Genomic DNA, 15932 nt, shown 5'->3' with positions numbered 1-15932 from the left:
ACTCTGGAGATCTCCGTGCCACAGCACGAGCAGCCCCCGACCAACGCTTCCCCCCGACGGGCCGTGGTGACCGGCTCCGCCGGATTCATCGGCTCCCACCTCGCCCACGCCCTCGTCCAGGCCGGCACCACCGTGATTGGCGTGGACCGCCGAGACCCGTCCACCGACCCGACGGCCGCCGCCAACCTCGCCGCGCTGCGGGGTCGCCCGGGATACCACCACGTCACGGCTGACCTCCTCCACTGCGCGATCGACCCGCTCCTGATCGACGCCGACACCGTCTTCCACCTCGCCGGCATCCCCGGCGTACGGCCCTCGTGGGGACCGCAGTTCGGCGACTACCTCGCGTCCAACGTGCTGGCCACCCACCGCGTCCTCGAAGCCTCCACCCGGATCGGCGTATCCCGACTGGTCGTAGCCTCCTCCTCCAGCGTCTATGGCCCGACCGACGGCGACGCGAGTCGCGAGACCGATCGCCCCAACCCCGCCTCCCCGTACGCCGTGACCAAGCTGGCCGAGGAGCAGCTCTGTCTCGCCTACGCCGAGCGCCCCGTCGGCCCCAGCGTGGTCGCCCTGCGGTACTTCACCGTCTACGGCCCCCGGCAGCGTGCCGACATGTTCACCCACCGCGCCCTGTACGCCGCCCTGACCGGACAACCCCTGCGCCTTTACGGAGACGGTCACCAGCGCCGCGACTTCACCTACATCGACGACGTGGTCGCCGCCACGATCGCCGCCGGCACCGTCCCGAACGCGCACGGCACCATCAACGTCGGCGGTGGCTCGAACGCGTCCCTGCTGGACGTGATCAACATCGCCAACAGCCTCACCAGCCGCGAGATCCAGCTCCACCAGGACCACGTGCGCAACGGGGACGTCCTCCTCACGCGTGCCAACCCCGGCCGTGCGGGAGAGGTCCTCGGCTGGCAGCCGCGCGTCGACCTCCACAGCGGACTGCGCGCCCACATGCAGGCTCTGGCCACCCCAGTACCGGACTACAGCCGTGCCGCCTAGGCGCACCCGTCGGATCACGAGAGGAGTGCTCATGGAGACCCCCGAGCGAGCGCGGCTGGACGCCTTCTTCCGAAGGATCACCGCGCAGTTCCCCGCTGGCCAGGCGATCACGACGCTGGTCATCACGCACCTGCTCCAGGAACGACCTGCGTTCTTGCGCGCCATGACCGCGGTGTCCACGATCGGCGCCGTGCTCCCCAAGCCCCGGTCGATCCACCAGCCGACCCTCGACACCGTCCGCCGCACCCTGCCGGTCCACGACCTGAGCCGCGAGCGGTTCACCGACGAGACCCAGGCCCTGCACTACCTGGAGGACACGGCCGGCGGCCAGGACGTCGTCCTGGTCGACATCGGCGGCTATTTCGCAGCCAGCCTCGACACCCTCGTGGACAAGTTCTCCGGCCGCATCCTCGGCGTCGTCGAAGACACCGAGAACGGACACCAGCGGTACGCGGCCCTCGGCTCGCTCCCGTGCCCGGTCGTGTCCGTGGCCCGCTCACCGCTCAAGGACTGCGAGGACCACCTCGTCGGCCGGTCTATCGTGTTCTCTACCGACGCCCTCGTCCGCGCCCGCGGGGACATCCTCACGAGCCGCAGCGCCTGCGTCATCGGCTTCGGCAAGATCGGTCGCTCGATTGCGCAGACCCTACGTGCCCAGGACCTGCGCGTCACCGTGTACGACAACGACGCGGTCAAGCGGGTACAAGCGCACGCCCTCGGCTTCCACACCAGCGCGTCCACCACCGAAGCCGTCCACGACGCGGATCTCGTCCTGTGCGCCACCGGCAATCTCGCCCTCCGGCACGAGGATTTCGCCGCCCTGCGCAACGGCGCGTACCTCGGATCGGTGACTTCCTCCGAGGACGAACTCGAACTGGGCAGCCTCGACGACCTCTACGAACGTCAGCCCGTTGGCCCCCAGTTGACCCGGTACGAGGTCACCGGCCACTACTTCTACGTTCTCGCCGACGGCGGTGCCGTCAACTTCGTGCACGGCGCCGCCGTCGGCACCTACATCCACCTCGTCCAGGCCGAGATACTCGCCGCCACCGCCGCACTCAGCCACACGCGGCTCCAGCCCGGACTGCACGAGATGCCGGCGGCCGACCGCGACACCATCGCCAGAACCTGGCTCCGCCACTTCGAAAGGTGACCTCGTTGCCACCCTCCACCGGACACGTCCGCGCCGTCACCGAGGCGTACCTCGCCTGCCACCCGGACGAGCGCGCCTCCCTGACGATGCTGTTCGACGTACTCGCGGGCGCGGACGATCCCACCAGCCGCAAGACCTTCCCTGCCCACGTGACCTGCAGCGCCATCGTCATCAACGGTGAACGGCACGTGCTCCACATCCTGCACAAGGCGTCCGGGAAACTTCTGGCGCCCGGCGGGCACAACGAACCGTCCGACCAGCGCCTGCGCGACGCCGCCCTGCGCGAATTGCACGAGGAGGCCGGCATCCCGCCGAGCGCCGTGGTTCCCCTCGCCGGCCACGAGGACATCCCCCTCGACATCGACGTGCACGCGATCGACGCGAACCCGTCGAAGAACGAGCCGGCCCACCACCACGTGGACTTCCGCTGGGCCTTCCAACTCGCGACCGATCACGCGGTGGTGCTGCAGGAGGAGGAGGTCGACGGCTACCAGTGGCGGCCGTTCGCGACCACTTCCTCACCCACCGTCCGCGCCAAGCTCGCCCAGCTCACCTGAAGCCTGCCCGAACCCGACCACCAGGAGGACGCCGTGGCCGCCACCACAGCCCGACAGACCGACGCCCAACGCCGCCGGCACATCGCCGTCATACCGTGCCGCTGGGGTGCCTCCCGTTTCCCCGGCAAACCACTGGCCCTCCTCGGCGGCAAGCCGCTGCTCTGGCACGTCCACCAGCGCTGCCTGGAGGCCAAACGCCTCGACGGAGCCATCGTCGCGACGGACGACGAACGCATCGAAGCGGAGTGCCGCAAACTCGGCATCGACAGCATCCGTACCGGGGAGCACCTCACCGGCACCGACCGCGTCGCGGAGGTAGCCGCACGCCTGCCAGCCGACGGATACATCAACGTCCAGGGCGACGAGCCGTTCATCTCGCCGACCGCCATCAACGACGTCTCCGAAGCCCTGGAATTCACTCCGCCCAGCACCCTCGCCGTGAACGCCTACACCGAGCTGGTCGATGTCGGCGCCGTCCTGGACCACAACGTCGTCAAGGTCGTCGTCACGGCTCGCAGCGAGGCCCTCATGTTCTCGCGCCAGCCCATCCCGTACCCCAGGGGCGACCGGCCGAAGTACCTGCGCCAACTGGGCCTCTACGGCTTCACCGGCGAGGCTCTCCAGCACTTCCGGCGGCTCCAGCAGGGGCCCTTGGAGCGTGCCGAGGGAGTGGAGATGCTGCGCTTCGTCGAACACGGCCACGCCGTACGGATGGTGCCCGTCCTGGACGACGGAGTGGCAGTAGACACTCCCGAGGATCTGGCGCGAGCCGAACGTCTCCTCGATCAGCACCACTGAGACATCCGCGCGAACGCAACCCTTCCTGTTGGACGCCTCGTTGCATTTATCGGCCGTCAACTAGGTTATTTAGGCGACGGGTTAGCGAAGGTCCTCGGGCTTTCTGGGCAACGGTGCTTGGTGAGAAATAGAGTGCCTCCCGAGAGCGCACTCCAAAGGCATTTCAAGATCAATGGGAGAGGTCACCGGCCGCTTTTGATCTTGCCTTGCCCTAGTGATCCGTCACGCCCGGGTGACCTTTGCAACACGTTCTTCTCTCATGGTCACTTAATCCCCCTTGTACGCTTAGGCGCGGACAGTGCGTGCCGGTCCAGCACCGTGCGCATCGAATACGGCTCCAGCCTGCCAGCGCCTCGCGTACGCGCGTTGAGGTATGGGGTCTGCAGTGAGAATGGAGCGACTATGCGTTGGCGTAGGGATCCTTCACGTCGCGCCCTTGTGAGGGAATGCGAGAGGAAGCTCGCTGATCTCCCTATACCAACCCCCTTCAGCGTCGAGACGCTGGTGAGCAATATGGAAAGCGCGCTGAGGCGTCAGATCCAGTTGGTCCCACTGGACGACCCCGACGGGGGCCTAGGGACAGCGTGCGGCCTTCGGGTGAAAACTCCCGAGGCGACCATCATTCTCTATCGTCGCCGCTCAAGCAGAAATCAAACAGAACACGTAATCCTCCATGAGATCGCGCATGAGTGGATGGATCACGGCACCTCTCTGACGGCCGTGGAAATCGAGCGCTACGTCCCTGAGCGTATCCGGCAAGAAGTGCTTCGGCGCTACCCATCAGCCCTCATTCAAGCGCGCGTAGATTTCGACAGCCACGAGGAGAAGCAGGCCGAGCTTTCAGCGTCATTGATCAAGCGCCTGGCACGTCGCCAGTCTGCTACCGGAGACGATGTGATCAGCCTGTTGGAGTATTCGTTGGCGCATCCGGTTGCCCCGCCGCGGCGTCGGCGGTAGCTCCACACGATCCGCAATCTCGCACTGACCAAGTCTGCACTCTGCAGGGCCCGTGAGCGGCGACAGGTGTGGCATCTATAGATCGACTGATTCCGTGTTCGACTCCTTCAAATACTTCACTGCTGCAGTCATGACGCTGATCTCCATCTGGCGTTTCCCGGCTGTCAGGTATGGCGATGCGCATCGTAGGGCGCTCTGGGGCGGCTACGCCGGGTTTGCAGTGGCCCTGTGTCTATACACCCCAGCAGCAATGGACGCGGTCGATCGCATTCCGGTGGTCGATCTCAGCGCCCTGCTCCGGCACTTTGCCAGCACGGCGGCGATCATGGCGGCCCTGACCTATGTCGCCACCAGCTACGGCAAGACCGCTGAGGCGGTCGTGCCCAGGCACGTGGAGTTCTCACGGTGGATCGCCCGAGCGTCGTACAAGGCCGGAGCCGTCGGCGTGGTGCTGCTCGCGATCCTCTTCTTTACCGTTGTCCAACGAGATCGGCCGAGCGAGGACTTTCTCGTTGACCATGCGGGAGAATGGGGCGTCGCGGTCTACATGACCGTGTTCTATTTCTTTCCGCTAGTCACCACCGCCGTATGCGGCTATCAGTGGACGAGGGCGGCACGCCGAGCTGAGAGCACGAGCATGCGCATCGGGCTCGGTTTGATGGGTTTCGCGATGTGGATGGGGCTCGTTCACACGATAGCCAGAATTGCCATCTTGTGGAGTGCCGTAGTATTCCCGCTCAGTCAATCGACGGTGCGATTCCTGGTTGATGCCACTGCGATCTGGATGAATCTCCTTTTCGTTATCGTCGCAGTAGGGGCAAGCATCCCGACGACCCGCGCGGCTGCTGCGCGATGGAAGACGTTCCGAACCCTGAACTTGATCTATCCGCTCTGGTTCGATCTAGTCGAGGCTTTTCCCGGAACAAGCCTGTACCCGCCCAGCCGACGGATCACGGAACTCTTGCAGTTCCGCGTCCCCATTGATGTTCGCTTGGACCGATGGACGCAGGATATCTCCGACGCCTGCGAGAAACTGCGCTACTACGTGCCACGCGACTTGATGTTTGCTGCGGAGGACAAGGCGTCCCCACACTCCGATCCCGAGCCTGCTGCGGAGGCATACTGGATAAAGGCTGGCCTTCTTGCCGCTAACGCGGAATCCGTCAGGCCGTCTTCGGCCACCCTGATGAGAGACAAGCCGTTCGTGGACACCGAAAGTGAAGCTGCGTGGTACGTGCGAGTCAGCACGGTCTACACGCAGATCACCGGTGACCAAGCGCGAGAAGTTCTTCTTGACTCCGAGAAGCTGGAATCGGAATCTCGGCGGTAGTTCTGGAGCACGGGGTGCGTCGGGTTGCCGTATCCGTGTTTTCGGCGTGTGCGCCCTGTCACTCAGAGATGCGATCTTGTAAGGCTTGCGTGAGATTCGGCACCACCGGGCATGCGGTCGCGACTGGTACCGTGGGCAAGGCGGAAAGAGAGGTTTTTCTCCGCCCTGTAAGTGCACTCCCTGGCCTGCGATGCGCAGCTTCTGCGACCGCCATGTACGCCGGGTCCGCGACGCTGTCCGGTCTGGATAGGCGTCCGAAATCTCAGCAATGGAGTTCCCCGCATGTCCAACCGCCGTACCGGCCTCATTCTTGATTTCGGAGGCGTTCTCACCACCCCCCTGCTGCCCGCTGTGTTGGCGTTCGAGCAGCGTGAAGGGCTTCCCCAGGGGGCCTGCCTCACTGCCCTGTACAAGGACCCGGAGGGCGTCCGGATCACCAGCGATCTGGAACGCGGAGTGGTGTCCCAGCGCGAGTGGAACGAGTTCGCCGGCAGGATGCTGAATGTGCCGGCGGACGGGCTGATGGGGAGGATCTTCGGCGACCTCCGCCCTGAGCCGCTGCTGATCGACGCTGCCGCCGCAGCACGCCGGGCCGGGATCAAGGTCGGCATCCTGTCGAATTCCGTGGGCCTGGAGCCGTGGGACCTGTATGCGGGCTACGAGCTGGAGAAGCTGTACGACGTCGTCGTCATCAGCGAGCACCACATGATGCGCAAGCCCGACGCCCAGCTCTTCGAGACCACGCTGAAGCTGATGGGCCTGCCTGCCGAAGAGTGCGTCTTCGTCGATGACACCGAGGCGTACGTCCAGGCAGCGGAGCAGCTCGGCCTCGCGGGAGTGCACAACCAGGACCCGAAGCAGACGGTCGCAGCCCTGTCCGAGCTGTTCGACGTCGACCTGGCCGCTTCATAGATCGGCGTCGATTCTGTCCGTAGGAAGGGACTACGGCTCGGCCTCCCCGGAGGCCGAGCCGTAGTCCCTTCGTGCATCCGGTCCGAGAAGTGTGCTGGCCCGGCCAGAGTCGAGGAGCGATAGGCGGTCAGGGGTCCTCGGACGCGCCCGCAAGGCGGCGGTACCGCAACTGATCTCCACCCGCCCGCTACTAGCGGGGCTGCTCTTTGTCCTGAACCTCGGACAGTGCGTGCCGCAGCTCTCCTACGAGCCTGTTGATGTCGGCCATCGATCTCCGGGAGAGGATCTCGCTGCCGCGTGCGGCCAGGCCGAGGATGTGTCCCTGGTGAATCGAGTCGATGAAGCGAACAGCCTCCAGGAACTCCTGGACCATGGGGCTTAGTTCTGCGTCATCGCCGAACAGCCAGGCGGGGACCTGGAAGGCGTGCGCCAGGCCGGCGCGCACTTCATCCGATGCCGCGGTTTCGGTTCCGTCGCGCAGCTCGCCGATGCCCTCGGCGGTGACGGCTGCGGTCGGCGCATGCTCGTTGACGAGTCGCGCGATCTCCGCGTCGGAGAGCGCCTCCTCGCCGGTGGAACCGTACTGCAGGAGAAAGTTGATCTTTTCTCCGATCGTGCGAGGCGCGGCCTCTTGATCGCCATGTGGGGCGGTGGTGCGAAGGCCGAACGAGCGATCCTGCGCCGCGAGCAGCTCCTCCTCGGTCACCCCGTACGCCGCCGCCAGCGGCTTCACATAGCTGGCGTTGAGCCTGCGCCGCCCGGACTCGGCGTTGCTCACCGGCCCCCGGCTTGCGCCGATGATTTCGGTGGCCTCCGCCACGCTGAGACCGGCGTCACAGCGTAGGAGCTGTAGGTCCGGCGGCCCGTCGTGGGGGAACAGTTCGTCGAGTGGTTCGTTGAGCGCCGTGGCGATCGCCGGCAGCTTCTCGCCCTTGGGAAAATCCTTCCCGGATTCCCATCGTGCGACGGTGGCACCGCTGACGCCCACCAGTTCGCCCAGCTGCCTCTGGTGCATGTCCCTGCGTCGGCGGACAGCACGCACGCGGCTGCCGTCGAACTGGCGAGGGGGCACTGGGACTCCTGGTGCGAGGTGGCGATGGGCTCGGTGTCGGGGTCAACTGTAAGCCAGGGTTGATGCATTTTCGAAACTGACGTACGTTTCCGTATCGCACCTGTTGATCAGGCCCGATTCTACGGTGCCGAGCCCTGGGGGACCTCTGTGCATATTCGTATGCCATAACCGCTCACGCGACAAGCGCTTGCGGCGCTTGCCGGTCGGCGTGGATCCACGTCTGCATCGCCCTCCTGAGAGCGGCCGACACGGAGTAAGACGACCGCAAACGATCTTCCGGACAACGGGATGGACTTGTCCGCGGGGTCTACGTATGTTCGTCGTCCCACGCCGGGCAGCGCCCCGGAAAGGGGCCGATGACCAGCGAAAAGGAGGCGGGACAGATACCGGCATACGACCCGTGATCTGACCCCGAAACTGAAACCGGCGCCGAGGAGCTACCAACTCCCAAGCGCCGGGCTGGCACCCCGAGGGGCGCCAATTACACATCACGCGGGCGGCAGGGCTTCTTGCACGAGACCGCCGCACCGCGCTCCTTCGAACAACGGAGTATCGCATGCTCGCCACGCCGAGCGGAAGCCCGGCCTGCGCGGACGACGGCCGTCCGCGCCGCCTCGCCGCACAGCTCGCCGACATGATCCCGGGGGCGGCCACGATCCGGGTCAGCCTCACCGACCCGACACGGACGTGGCCTCATCTGCACGCCGTCGTCAAGGACCAGGCCGGAAGGACCCTGGAGCTGGGCCGCCCGACCGCCAGGGTCGTGGCACGCTGGATCCTGCGGGTCTGGCCGGAGGTGGATTGGATGCGCCCCCACACCTTCTGCCTTGCCGACGCCACCCTGACCCGCAGCGACCTGGTCGCCGCTGAGCGGGGCCGCTGAGATGGCCCGGATCCGAACCGTCAAGCCGGAGGCGTTCACGTCCGAGTCGCTCGCCGAAGTGACCGTGGCGGCCGAGCGGACCTTCTTCGGCCTGCTCACCCAGGCCGACGACCATGGTCGCCACCGGGACAACGCCGCGATCATCGCGGGGCTCCTCTGGCCCCTGCGCGCCGAGCACACCTCGGTCCACGTCGAAGACGACCTCCACCAGCTCGCGAACGCCGGACTGATCTGCCGATACACCGGATGCGACGGTCGCCTCTACCTCCACATCGTGACCTGGTCCGAGCACCAGAAGATCGACAAGCCGAGCCAGTCGCGCCTGCCCTCGTGCCCGCAGCACCAGGCTGCCGACCGATGCGCCCCCTGCAAGGGCTCCTGCTCCCAGAGGGGGAAGGACTCGCCCACCACTCCCCGAGGACTCGCTGAGACCTCGGCGAGGGCACCCCGAGCTCTCGATCTTCCTGCCGCACCCTCCTCGACGGTGTCGGAACAGGCAGACGGGCCAGCCGCCGACCGGCAGGAGGCCGCTGATGCAGCCAGCAGCGCACCCGGGCGGACCGGAGTTAAAAGTGCAGCTCAGAGGGTTGTCTCCGGCGGCTCCCCGAACCTTCCCCGAAGCCTCCCCGAAGGCTCGGCGCCTGGATCTAGGATCTTGGATCCTGGATCTCTTGTCCCTACGGGGCGCACAGCGCCCGCAGCCGGCATCTCCGCCAAGGACCTCGTCGGGGAGTACGTCGCCGGGTGCGACCAGCGCCCCCCGAGCGACGTGATCGGGCACCTCGGCCGGATCATCAAGAAGCTCCTGGACGAGGGCATCGCACCGGCGCACATCCGAGCCGGGCTGGCGAACTTCACGGCCAACCCCAAGCACCCGAGCGTGCTGACCAGCATGGTCAACGAGGCGATGAACGCTCGCCCCGGCGGTTTGGCGCGGCCGGGAATCCGGCCTAACGTGCCCGCCCACCAGGCGTGGACCAACCCGGCCAACGCTTCTGCCGCCTACGCCGAGGAGCTGTGATGCACACCCGTCACCGCGAACCTCAGCTCCTCGGCAACGAAGCCACGCTGGAGCGCATGGCCCGGATCCTGGCCGCCCGCAACATCGACCCGGCCGACGCCGCGCTGCCGGACGACGCCGAGCCCTTCTCGCCGCTGGACGCTCTGCTCGCCGGGATGCCCCCGCGCTATCAAACGGCTGTCGCCGACCACCCCACGGTCCTGGAGTGGGTCCGGAGGGTCACCGACGCGGCCGTCGCCCCCAGCCGAGGAGCCCGACGACAGGTCACCACCGGCCCTAGCTTGCTGATGGCCGGGGTCGTCGGCGCGGGCAAGACACACCAGGCGTACGGCGCAGTCCGAGCGCTGGTGCAGAGCGGGGTCGGCGCGCGCTGGCGGGCGACCACCGCCGCCGACCTCTACGCCGATCTCCGTCCCCGACCCGGGGTGGACAGTGAGCGGGAGCTGGCGGCCGTCAGCCGGTGCCCGCTGCTGATCATCGACGACCTCGGCGCGGCCAAGGCGAGCGAGTGGGTCGAGGAGATCACGTACCGGCTGATCAACCGGCGGTACAACTACGAACTCCCCACGCTGATCACGACCAACCTGGCGATCAAGGACCTGCGTTCCTACCTCGGGGACCGAGTCGCCAGCAGGCTCGCGCAGATGACCACCCGAGTCGAGTTCGAGGCCGTCGACCGCAGACGCCACAGCGCCGCCGCCTGACCCTCCACAGGCCACCCCGCCGGACCGCGCCCTCGCAGCGCCGTCCCCCGGGTACCTACCGCCAGCGCACCTCTCCGCCGACGCCCCTGCGCGCGGAGAGCGATCGGAGCACCCGCATGACCAGCACGATGAACGGCCCCGCCCACCACCGTCAGCTCGGCGACCAGACCTGGCAGGCCGACGCCGTCTGCCAGAACACCGAGTACAACCCGGTGGACCCCGAAGTCTTCTTCCCCGAACCCGACGAGACCGCCAAGATCGCCACGGCCAAGGCCCTGTGCGGCCAGTGCCCGGTCCGGCGCACCTGCCTGGACGCCGCTCTCGAAGGGGGTGACACCGACGGGATCCGTGGCGGCCTGACGGAAGAGGAGCGCGGGCCGCTGCACGGCAAGCTCGCCAGCCGCCTCGACTACAGCCGCGTCAATGCCACCATCGCCGGACGCGACGTGCACCTCACCCATACGGAGCGCCGCGCGGTCGAGTACGCGGCCTACCGCCACGGGGTGAGCGAGCAGCGCCTGGCCTGGCTTCTGAAGGTCACCGAGGAGCACGCCAAGAAGCGGTACCGCGAGATCCGCCGGGCCGAGCGCAACCGAACCCTGAACCAGCCCACCACGAACACCACGCCCCCCGAGACCAGCGGCGAGCGCCTGATCCGCGACGACTTCGGGACGGCGGCATGAACATCGCAAGCGCGTCGAAGACGGCGCACATATCCGGGTGGGACCGCGCGGCTGTCGTGGCGCTCGGGGGCGCGGGGTGCGCGCTGTCGTACGACGCCCTGCAGCAGATGGCCGTGGCCATCCACATCCGAGGCTTCCTTACCTACCTGTTCCCCCTGGTGATCGATGGGTTCATCGCCTACGGCATCCGAGCCCTCCTGGTCCTGCGCAACGCACCACTGCGCGCCCGGCTCTACGTCTGGACGCTCTTCGGCACGGCCACCGCCGCCAGCATCTGGGCCAACGCACTCCACGCGGTGCGCATCAACCAGGACACGGTCGCCGGCACCGGCCTCCAGCTCGGTGACGCGGTGGTCGCGGTGCTCTCCACCATTGCCCCGCTCGCACTGGCCGGAGCGGTCCACCTCTACATCCTCATTGCCCGGGGCCCGGTCGAGGACTCTGGCCGGCAGAACCTCGGTCAGCCCGGTCACCTCGGTGAGACCGACCGGGGCGACGCTATCGAGGTCACCCGGACCGACCGAGCCGGTCAGCAGTGGTCAGCGGCCGGTCAGGTCAAGTCCGGTCAGTCGGTCACCGCTCTGACCGACCGGCTGCCGCTGTCCCCGACCGACGAGGACACCGCCGCCCGGTCAGTGACCGGAGACTCGACCCCGGCGACCAGCGGCCAGTCGGTCACCGACCACCACAACCGCAGCCACGGTGCCCCTGACCTGCCGGGACAGGCGGACAAGGGTCGGACGGTCACTGACCGCCCCGGCAGTGCGGCCCCGGTCGGTGATGACCAGGGCAGCCCGGCGGCGGTCAGTGCCCCGCCGGTCACCTCGCCGCCGGTCACTGACCGGGCCGCTCGGCCGACTGGTGACCGGCGTCCTGACCCGGACACCGAGGAGCTGCTGGCGATCGCCCGGTCGGCGGTCAGGGCCGAGGACAAACTGACCCGCAAGGTGGTCGCCCAGGCGATCCGAGGTCAGCAGATCCCGCTGTCCAGCGACACCCTGACCGCGCTGATGGCTCAGCTGCGTGAGCAGCACCGCCAGCCGGTCACTTCCTCCCGGCCCTGACCGAACCTCCACGGAGTGGGTGACCGAACCGGTCACCCCGGCCGGTCACCCACTCCGCATGTCACCGACACACCCCGCCACAGCAGAAGCGGAGAGCACCCGATGCGCACTCACCCGGCCACGCCCGCCGAAGTCGACTCCTGGCTGACCGTCCTGCACCAGCACGGACACCTCCACCGCGCCCAGTCCGGCCCCGACACCACCTGGATCGTGCAACGCGAGCAGCACGACCGGCCCTGGACCCTGCACCACCCCGTCCTGGCCATGGACTGGATCGAGGAACTCGTCCGCGAAATCCAGCAGCAGGACCCGGAGACGAGCCGGTGAACAGCAACGACCCGGTGGCCACCTCCGCTGGACAGCAGCGTGACCCCACCACGGCTCCTGGCGGAGCAAGCTATCGCGTACGACGGTCCTACGGCCCGACGTACGCACTTGCCCCCGCCCAGGAGGGCGGGGGAAGCCCGGCTGGTCCCCGAGCGAGGGCGCACGGGGACCAGCCGGGCAACCGGCACCAGGGGGCGCCGGTCACCGGGGGAGAAGCCGACCGTGACGACCACCGCGAGCAGCCGAGCCCGAGCACGCCCGCCTACCCCGACCGCAAACCGCGCCGCCGCACCCGCAACCCCAGCGAGCGCACCCGCAAGACGACCACCCGCCTCTCCGACACCGAGAAGACCGAGATCGCCGAGGCCGCCACCAAGCGCGGCGTCACCGTCGCCCGCTTCCTCGCCGTCTCCGGCCTGAGCGCCGCCCGCGGATGCGCCGCCGTGAACAGCAACGACCAGCTCGACACCGCCATCGACGAACTCGCCGCTCTGCGCACCGCGCTGGCCCGGATCGGCAACAACATCAACCAGATCGCCTTCGTCCTCAACAGCGGTGGCCAGCCGCGCGCCGGTGAACTCGAACGCGCGCTGGGCGCGCTGACCGGAGTTCTCGCCCGCGTCGATGACGCGGCGAACGACCTGGTGACCCGGCGGCTGTGATGGTTCCCGACATCGGACGCGGCTCCCGCACCCACGGACTCCTCGTCTACCTGTACGGCCCCGGACGGCGCGAGGAGCACACCGACGCACACCTCGTCGGCTCCTGGGACGGCTTCGCCCCCGACCCCGGCCTCGACCCCGACCCGAAGGTCACCCTCGCCCGGCTCACCGCCGCCCTGGACCTGCGGGTCAAGCAGGCCGGCGACCGCGCACCCGCCAAGCACGTCTGGCACTGCTCGGTCCGCACAGCCCCCGGGGACCGGCGGCTGGACGACGAGGAGTGGAACGCCGTCGCCCAGCGCATCGTCCACGCCACCGGCATCGCCCCGGCTGGAGACTCCGACGGCTGCCGGTGGATCGCCGTCCGCCACGCGGAAGACCACATCCACATCGTCGCCACCCTCGTACGCGGCGACCTGCGCAACCCGCGCCTGAACTACGACTTCAACAAGGCCCAGGCCGAATGCCGCCGCATCGAGAAGGAGATGGGCCTGCGGCGCCTGAACACGGGCGACGGAACCGCAGCGAAGAATCCCAGCAGCGCCGAGAAGTTCAAGGCCGAGCGCACCGGCCGCCCGGAGACCTCGCGCGAGACGCTCCGCGAGGCCGTTCGTCGAGCCGTGGCGGGAGCGGATTCGGAAGAGGAGTTCTTCACGCGGCTCCGAGAGGCGGGAGTACGGGTGAAGCTGCGGCACGCACCGTCTGGTGACGCGCTCGGCTACAACGTGGCCCTGCCCGGCGACCGCAACCGCGACGGAGCCCCGGTCTGGTACCCCGGCTCCAAACTGGGCCCCGACCTCTCCCTTCCGAAGATCCGCCTACGCCTCACCGATGGGGCCGCCGAGCCGAGCGCGCCCGCGGTCGCGGCTGACCGGACGAACTGGTCACCGCCCGCCCGTCAACGACGCAACGCCACCGTCATCGCAGAGCGCTCGGCCACGCTCCTGGAACGCGATGAGGACGGCGAGGCCGCCCCCCAGCTCGTCGGCGTCGGAGAACTCCTCGACGCAGTGGCCCAGACCTCACCGGCCACTACCCGCACCGAGCTGGCCGCCGCAGCTCGCGCCTTCGAACGGGCAACCCGCAGTCATGTCCGCGCCGAACGCGCCGACACCCGGGCCCTCCGCTCAGCCGCCCGAGGCATTGTCCAGGCCGGCGGGGCGCTCGGCCGAGGCGAGGACGGCGGCACCACCGCCATGCTCGTCTCCACCCTCGTCCTCGTCACCCTCGCCGCCGCCCGCTGGCACTCCGCCCGCGGACACGCCCAGCAGGCCGACGCCTCCCGACAAGCCGCCGCGCACCTGCGCACCGCCTACCGGCAGGCCGCCGCCACCCCGATGCGCATGCTGCACGACCAAGGCCGCGCCCTTCCTGACGCCCAACGCCTCATGCACGAGGCCACCCTTCGCGCCGTCCTGCCCGAGAAGGTCGTACGGGCAGGAGGCACGGAAGCGAGGACCGACGCCTTGGTCGCCACCCTTGCCCAGGCCGAGCGGGCAGGCCACGACTCCGAAGCCCTCCTGCGCCAGGCCATCGACATGCGCGAACTCGACAGCGCCGATGACGTGAACGACGTCCTGGTCTGGCGCCTGCGGCGCATCGCCCAGCTCCCGGCACACCCGGGTGACGGTGCCCGTCGTCCGCAGGCCGCCACCCGCCAGGCCACCACGCCGAGCAGCCGCACCAGTGAACGAAACGCGACGGCAGCCGCGCTGCTCGGGACTGTTCAAGACCCCAACCGCCGCTCGCCACGTCGCTGAACAGGTCGAACCGGTAGCCGGCCACCGACCGAGCGGACGCCGCGAAATGTATGGACAGCCGGTTCCACCGGCTGTTACGGATGAAGACAGGACCGACAACCGGGAGATGACGCTCGTGCTCAGAACCACCACCCGCACCACGGAGCCGGCACCCGCGCTGCCCGTCCTCCCCACTGGTACCGACCCCCTGCTGCAGCTCCAGGCCGAGACTCGGCCGGCCGACGGCCCCGGGGCGATTCGCTGCGTCGGCCACTCACGCGAACTCGCTCTCGGGGGCATCCCCGTGATGTGCTCCGCCTGCCGTGCCCGACGCGACTGGCTGCTCATCAACCACGGGCGCAACGTCTGGGTCCGCTGCCGGTGCGGCAACCAGTGGCTCGAGCCCGAGATCAGCCGCGCCGACTTCGACGCCCTGGTCGGCGGCCCGCACGGGACGACCTACCCGAGTGTCGAGGCGGGCTTGGCCGCGCTCGGCTTCGACGGTGCGTTCGCCGGAATTTACCTGGAGTAGGCAGGTAACGGGCTGGAGGCGCCGCCGGCGTGACAGTGGCGCCTAACCCACCGTGCCGTTTGCCGACAGACTGGCGCTGCACCTTGAGCGTTGTCGCGTAACAGACCTTAACAGCAATGGAGTTAGTAGGTATCTGCTAAGTGCCAGCAAGGGCAGGCGAGCTAGCAGGCCCTGCACTATGGGGAGGCGGGTGTGGCCGAACGGCGGGGGGTACCCTACGGATCTTTCCGATGTCGGATGGGCGGTGCTCGAACCGCTGGTGCCGCCCGCGATGCCGGGCGAGCGCCCGCGCAAGCATCCGCGGCGTGGGTTGATCGACGCACTGGCGTACTGGGTGCGGGCTGGCGGCTACTCTCTCGGCTGTGGCGCGCCCGGCTTCACGCACGCAATGGCCGAATCGAGTCGGCACGGGCAGACCGAGGATGCAGTCATCCGCCGCCCGCCCCGGGTCGGCGTCGGCCACGTCGGCGGCCGCAACGGATGCGTCTGTTTCTATTGTTGAGGATGAAGTGAGCACTATTGTG

Annotated in this window: 18 protein-coding genes; 17 read left to right on the top strand and 1 reads right to left on the bottom strand. The window is 68.2% G+C overall.

Annotation, left to right across the window (positions count from 1 at the left end):
* Positions 1-15: 15 nt before the first annotated feature.
* From GCU69_RS28410 to GCU69_RS28380, 7 genes are all read left to right on the top strand, one after another.
* The gene (locus tag GCU69_RS28410; protein WP_235978756.1) at positions 16-1014 is read left to right on the top strand and encodes an NAD-dependent epimerase/dehydratase family protein; all 999 of its coding nucleotides are present in this window, start codon (positions 16-18) and stop codon (positions 1012-1014) included.
* A 31-nt stretch (positions 1015-1045) separates the two neighbouring features.
* Positions 1046-2167, top strand: a complete 1122-nt coding sequence (locus GCU69_RS28405; protein ID WP_156207597.1) for an adenosylhomocysteinase — start codon at positions 1046-1048, stop codon at positions 2165-2167.
* Positions 2164-2724 (top strand): NUDIX hydrolase, encoded by a 561-nt coding sequence (locus tag GCU69_RS28400; protein ID WP_156207596.1) that lies wholly within the window; start codon positions 2164-2166, stop codon positions 2722-2724. Before GCU69_RS28405 ends, GCU69_RS28400 begins: the two co-directional genes overlap by 4 nt.
* A gap of 33 nt (positions 2725-2757) precedes the next feature.
* Positions 2758-3522: a 3-deoxy-manno-octulosonate cytidylyltransferase gene (locus tag GCU69_RS28395; protein ID WP_156207595.1), complete on the top strand. Its 765-nt coding sequence runs from the start codon at positions 2758-2760 to the stop codon at positions 3520-3522.
* 597 nt (positions 3523-4119) lie between these two features.
* Positions 4120-4479: a hypothetical protein gene (locus tag GCU69_RS28390; RefSeq protein ID WP_235978755.1), complete on the top strand. Its 360-nt coding sequence runs from the start codon at positions 4120-4122 to the stop codon at positions 4477-4479.
* A 94-nt stretch (positions 4480-4573) separates the two neighbouring features.
* The gene (locus GCU69_RS28385; protein WP_156207594.1) at positions 4574-5809 is read left to right on the top strand and encodes an MAB_1171c family putative transporter; all 1236 of its coding nucleotides are present in this window, start codon (positions 4574-4576) and stop codon (positions 5807-5809) included.
* A gap of 282 nt (positions 5810-6091) precedes the next feature.
* Positions 6092-6721, top strand: coding sequence for an HAD-IA family hydrolase (locus tag GCU69_RS28380; protein ID WP_156207593.1), 630 nt, complete (start codon positions 6092-6094; stop codon positions 6719-6721).
* 190 nt (positions 6722-6911) lie between these two features.
* On the opposite strand, the gene GCU69_RS28375 is transcribed toward GCU69_RS28380, so the two are convergent.
* Positions 6912-7793 carry a helix-turn-helix domain-containing protein gene (locus GCU69_RS28375; protein WP_156207592.1) on the bottom strand — a complete coding sequence of 294 codons (882 nt, stop codon included), beginning with the start codon at positions 7791-7793 and terminating at the stop codon, positions 6912-6914.
* Positions 7794-8349: 556 nt separating this feature from the next.
* Here GCU69_RS28375 and GCU69_RS28370 point away from each other — a divergent pair.
* From GCU69_RS28370 to GCU69_RS28325, 10 genes are all read left to right on the top strand, one after another.
* Entirely contained in the window at positions 8350-8676 is a 327-nt protein-coding gene (locus GCU69_RS28370) for a transcriptional regulator (protein ID WP_156207591.1), read from the top strand.
* A 1-nt stretch (position 8677) separates the two neighbouring features.
* Entirely contained in the window at positions 8678-9697 is a 1020-nt protein-coding gene (locus tag GCU69_RS28365; protein ID WP_156207590.1) for a hypothetical protein, read from the top strand.
* Complete coding sequence (locus tag GCU69_RS28360; RefSeq protein WP_156207589.1) at positions 9697-10401, top strand: ATP-binding protein; 705 nt, start codon at positions 9697-9699, stop codon at positions 10399-10401. The genes GCU69_RS28365 and GCU69_RS28360 overlap by 1 nt, the downstream gene beginning before the upstream one ends.
* A 116-nt stretch (positions 10402-10517) precedes the next feature.
* On the top strand, positions 10518-11084 hold the full coding sequence (locus GCU69_RS28355) for a WhiB family transcriptional regulator (protein ID WP_156207588.1): 567 nt from the start codon (positions 10518-10520) through the stop codon (positions 11082-11084).
* Entirely contained in the window at positions 11081-12148 is a 1068-nt protein-coding gene (locus GCU69_RS28350; RefSeq protein WP_156207587.1) for a DUF2637 domain-containing protein, read from the top strand. Before GCU69_RS28355 ends, GCU69_RS28350 begins: the two co-directional genes overlap by 4 nt.
* Before the next feature lie 102 nt (positions 12149-12250).
* Entirely contained in the window at positions 12251-12475 is a 225-nt protein-coding gene (locus GCU69_RS28345) for a hypothetical protein (RefSeq protein ID WP_003972986.1), read from the top strand.
* Positions 12472-13137 (top strand): MobC family plasmid mobilization relaxosome protein, encoded by a 666-nt coding sequence (locus GCU69_RS28340; RefSeq protein WP_156207586.1) that lies wholly within the window; start codon positions 12472-12474, stop codon positions 13135-13137. The genes GCU69_RS28345 and GCU69_RS28340 overlap by 4 nt, the downstream gene beginning before the upstream one ends.
* A complete protein-coding gene (locus GCU69_RS28335) occupies positions 13137-14897 on the top strand; it encodes a relaxase/mobilization nuclease domain-containing protein (RefSeq protein ID WP_156207585.1) in 1761 nt (586 codons plus the stop codon). The genes GCU69_RS28340 and GCU69_RS28335 overlap by 1 nt, the downstream gene beginning before the upstream one ends.
* A gap of 106 nt (positions 14898-15003) precedes the next feature.
* Positions 15004-15408, top strand: a complete 405-nt coding sequence (locus tag GCU69_RS28330) for a hypothetical protein (RefSeq protein WP_156207584.1) — start codon at positions 15004-15006, stop codon at positions 15406-15408.
* Between the two features lie 244 nt (positions 15409-15652).
* Positions 15653-15910: a hypothetical protein gene (locus GCU69_RS28325; protein ID WP_170315956.1), complete on the top strand. Its 258-nt coding sequence runs from the start codon at positions 15653-15655 to the stop codon at positions 15908-15910.
* Positions 15911-15932 lie beyond the last annotated feature (22 nt).

The sequence above is a fragment of the Streptomyces lycii genome, from assembly GCF_009735685.1.
Classification (GTDB): Bacteria; Actinomycetota; Actinomycetes; order Streptomycetales; family Streptomycetaceae; genus Streptomyces; species Streptomyces lycii.
The sequence above is the reverse complement of the archived record's forward strand: the minus strand, read 5'-3'. Positions and strand labels throughout refer to the sequence as shown.

Bases quoted from the DNA above. Each gene is read 5' to 3' on its own strand.
- GCU69_RS28405 (WP_156207597.1), top strand. From the start codon at position 1,046: ATGGAGACCCCCGAGCGAGCGCGGCTGGACGCCTTCTTCCGAAGGATC.
- GCU69_RS28380 (WP_156207593.1), top strand. From the start codon at position 6,092: ATGTCCAACCGCCGTACCGGCCTCATTCTTGATTTCGGAGGCGTTCTC.
- GCU69_RS28370 (WP_156207591.1), top strand. From the start codon at position 8,350: ATGCTCGCCACGCCGAGCGGAAGCCCGGCCTGCGCGGACGACGGCCGT.
- GCU69_RS28365 (WP_156207590.1), top strand. From the start codon at position 8,678: ATGGCCCGGATCCGAACCGTCAAGCCGGAGGCGTTCACGTCCGAGTCG.
- GCU69_RS28360 (WP_156207589.1), top strand. From the start codon at position 9,697: ATGCACACCCGTCACCGCGAACCTCAGCTCCTCGGCAACGAAGCCACG.
- GCU69_RS28355 (WP_156207588.1), top strand. From the start codon at position 10,518: ATGACCAGCACGATGAACGGCCCCGCCCACCACCGTCAGCTCGGCGAC.
- GCU69_RS28350 (WP_156207587.1), top strand. From the start codon at position 11,081: ATGAACATCGCAAGCGCGTCGAAGACGGCGCACATATCCGGGTGGGAC.
- GCU69_RS28345 (WP_003972986.1), top strand. From the start codon at position 12,251: ATGCGCACTCACCCGGCCACGCCCGCCGAAGTCGACTCCTGGCTGACC.
- GCU69_RS28335 (WP_156207585.1), top strand. From the start codon at position 13,137: ATGGTTCCCGACATCGGACGCGGCTCCCGCACCCACGGACTCCTCGTC.
- GCU69_RS28330 (WP_156207584.1), top strand. From the start codon at position 15,004: ATGACGCTCGTGCTCAGAACCACCACCCGCACCACGGAGCCGGCACCC.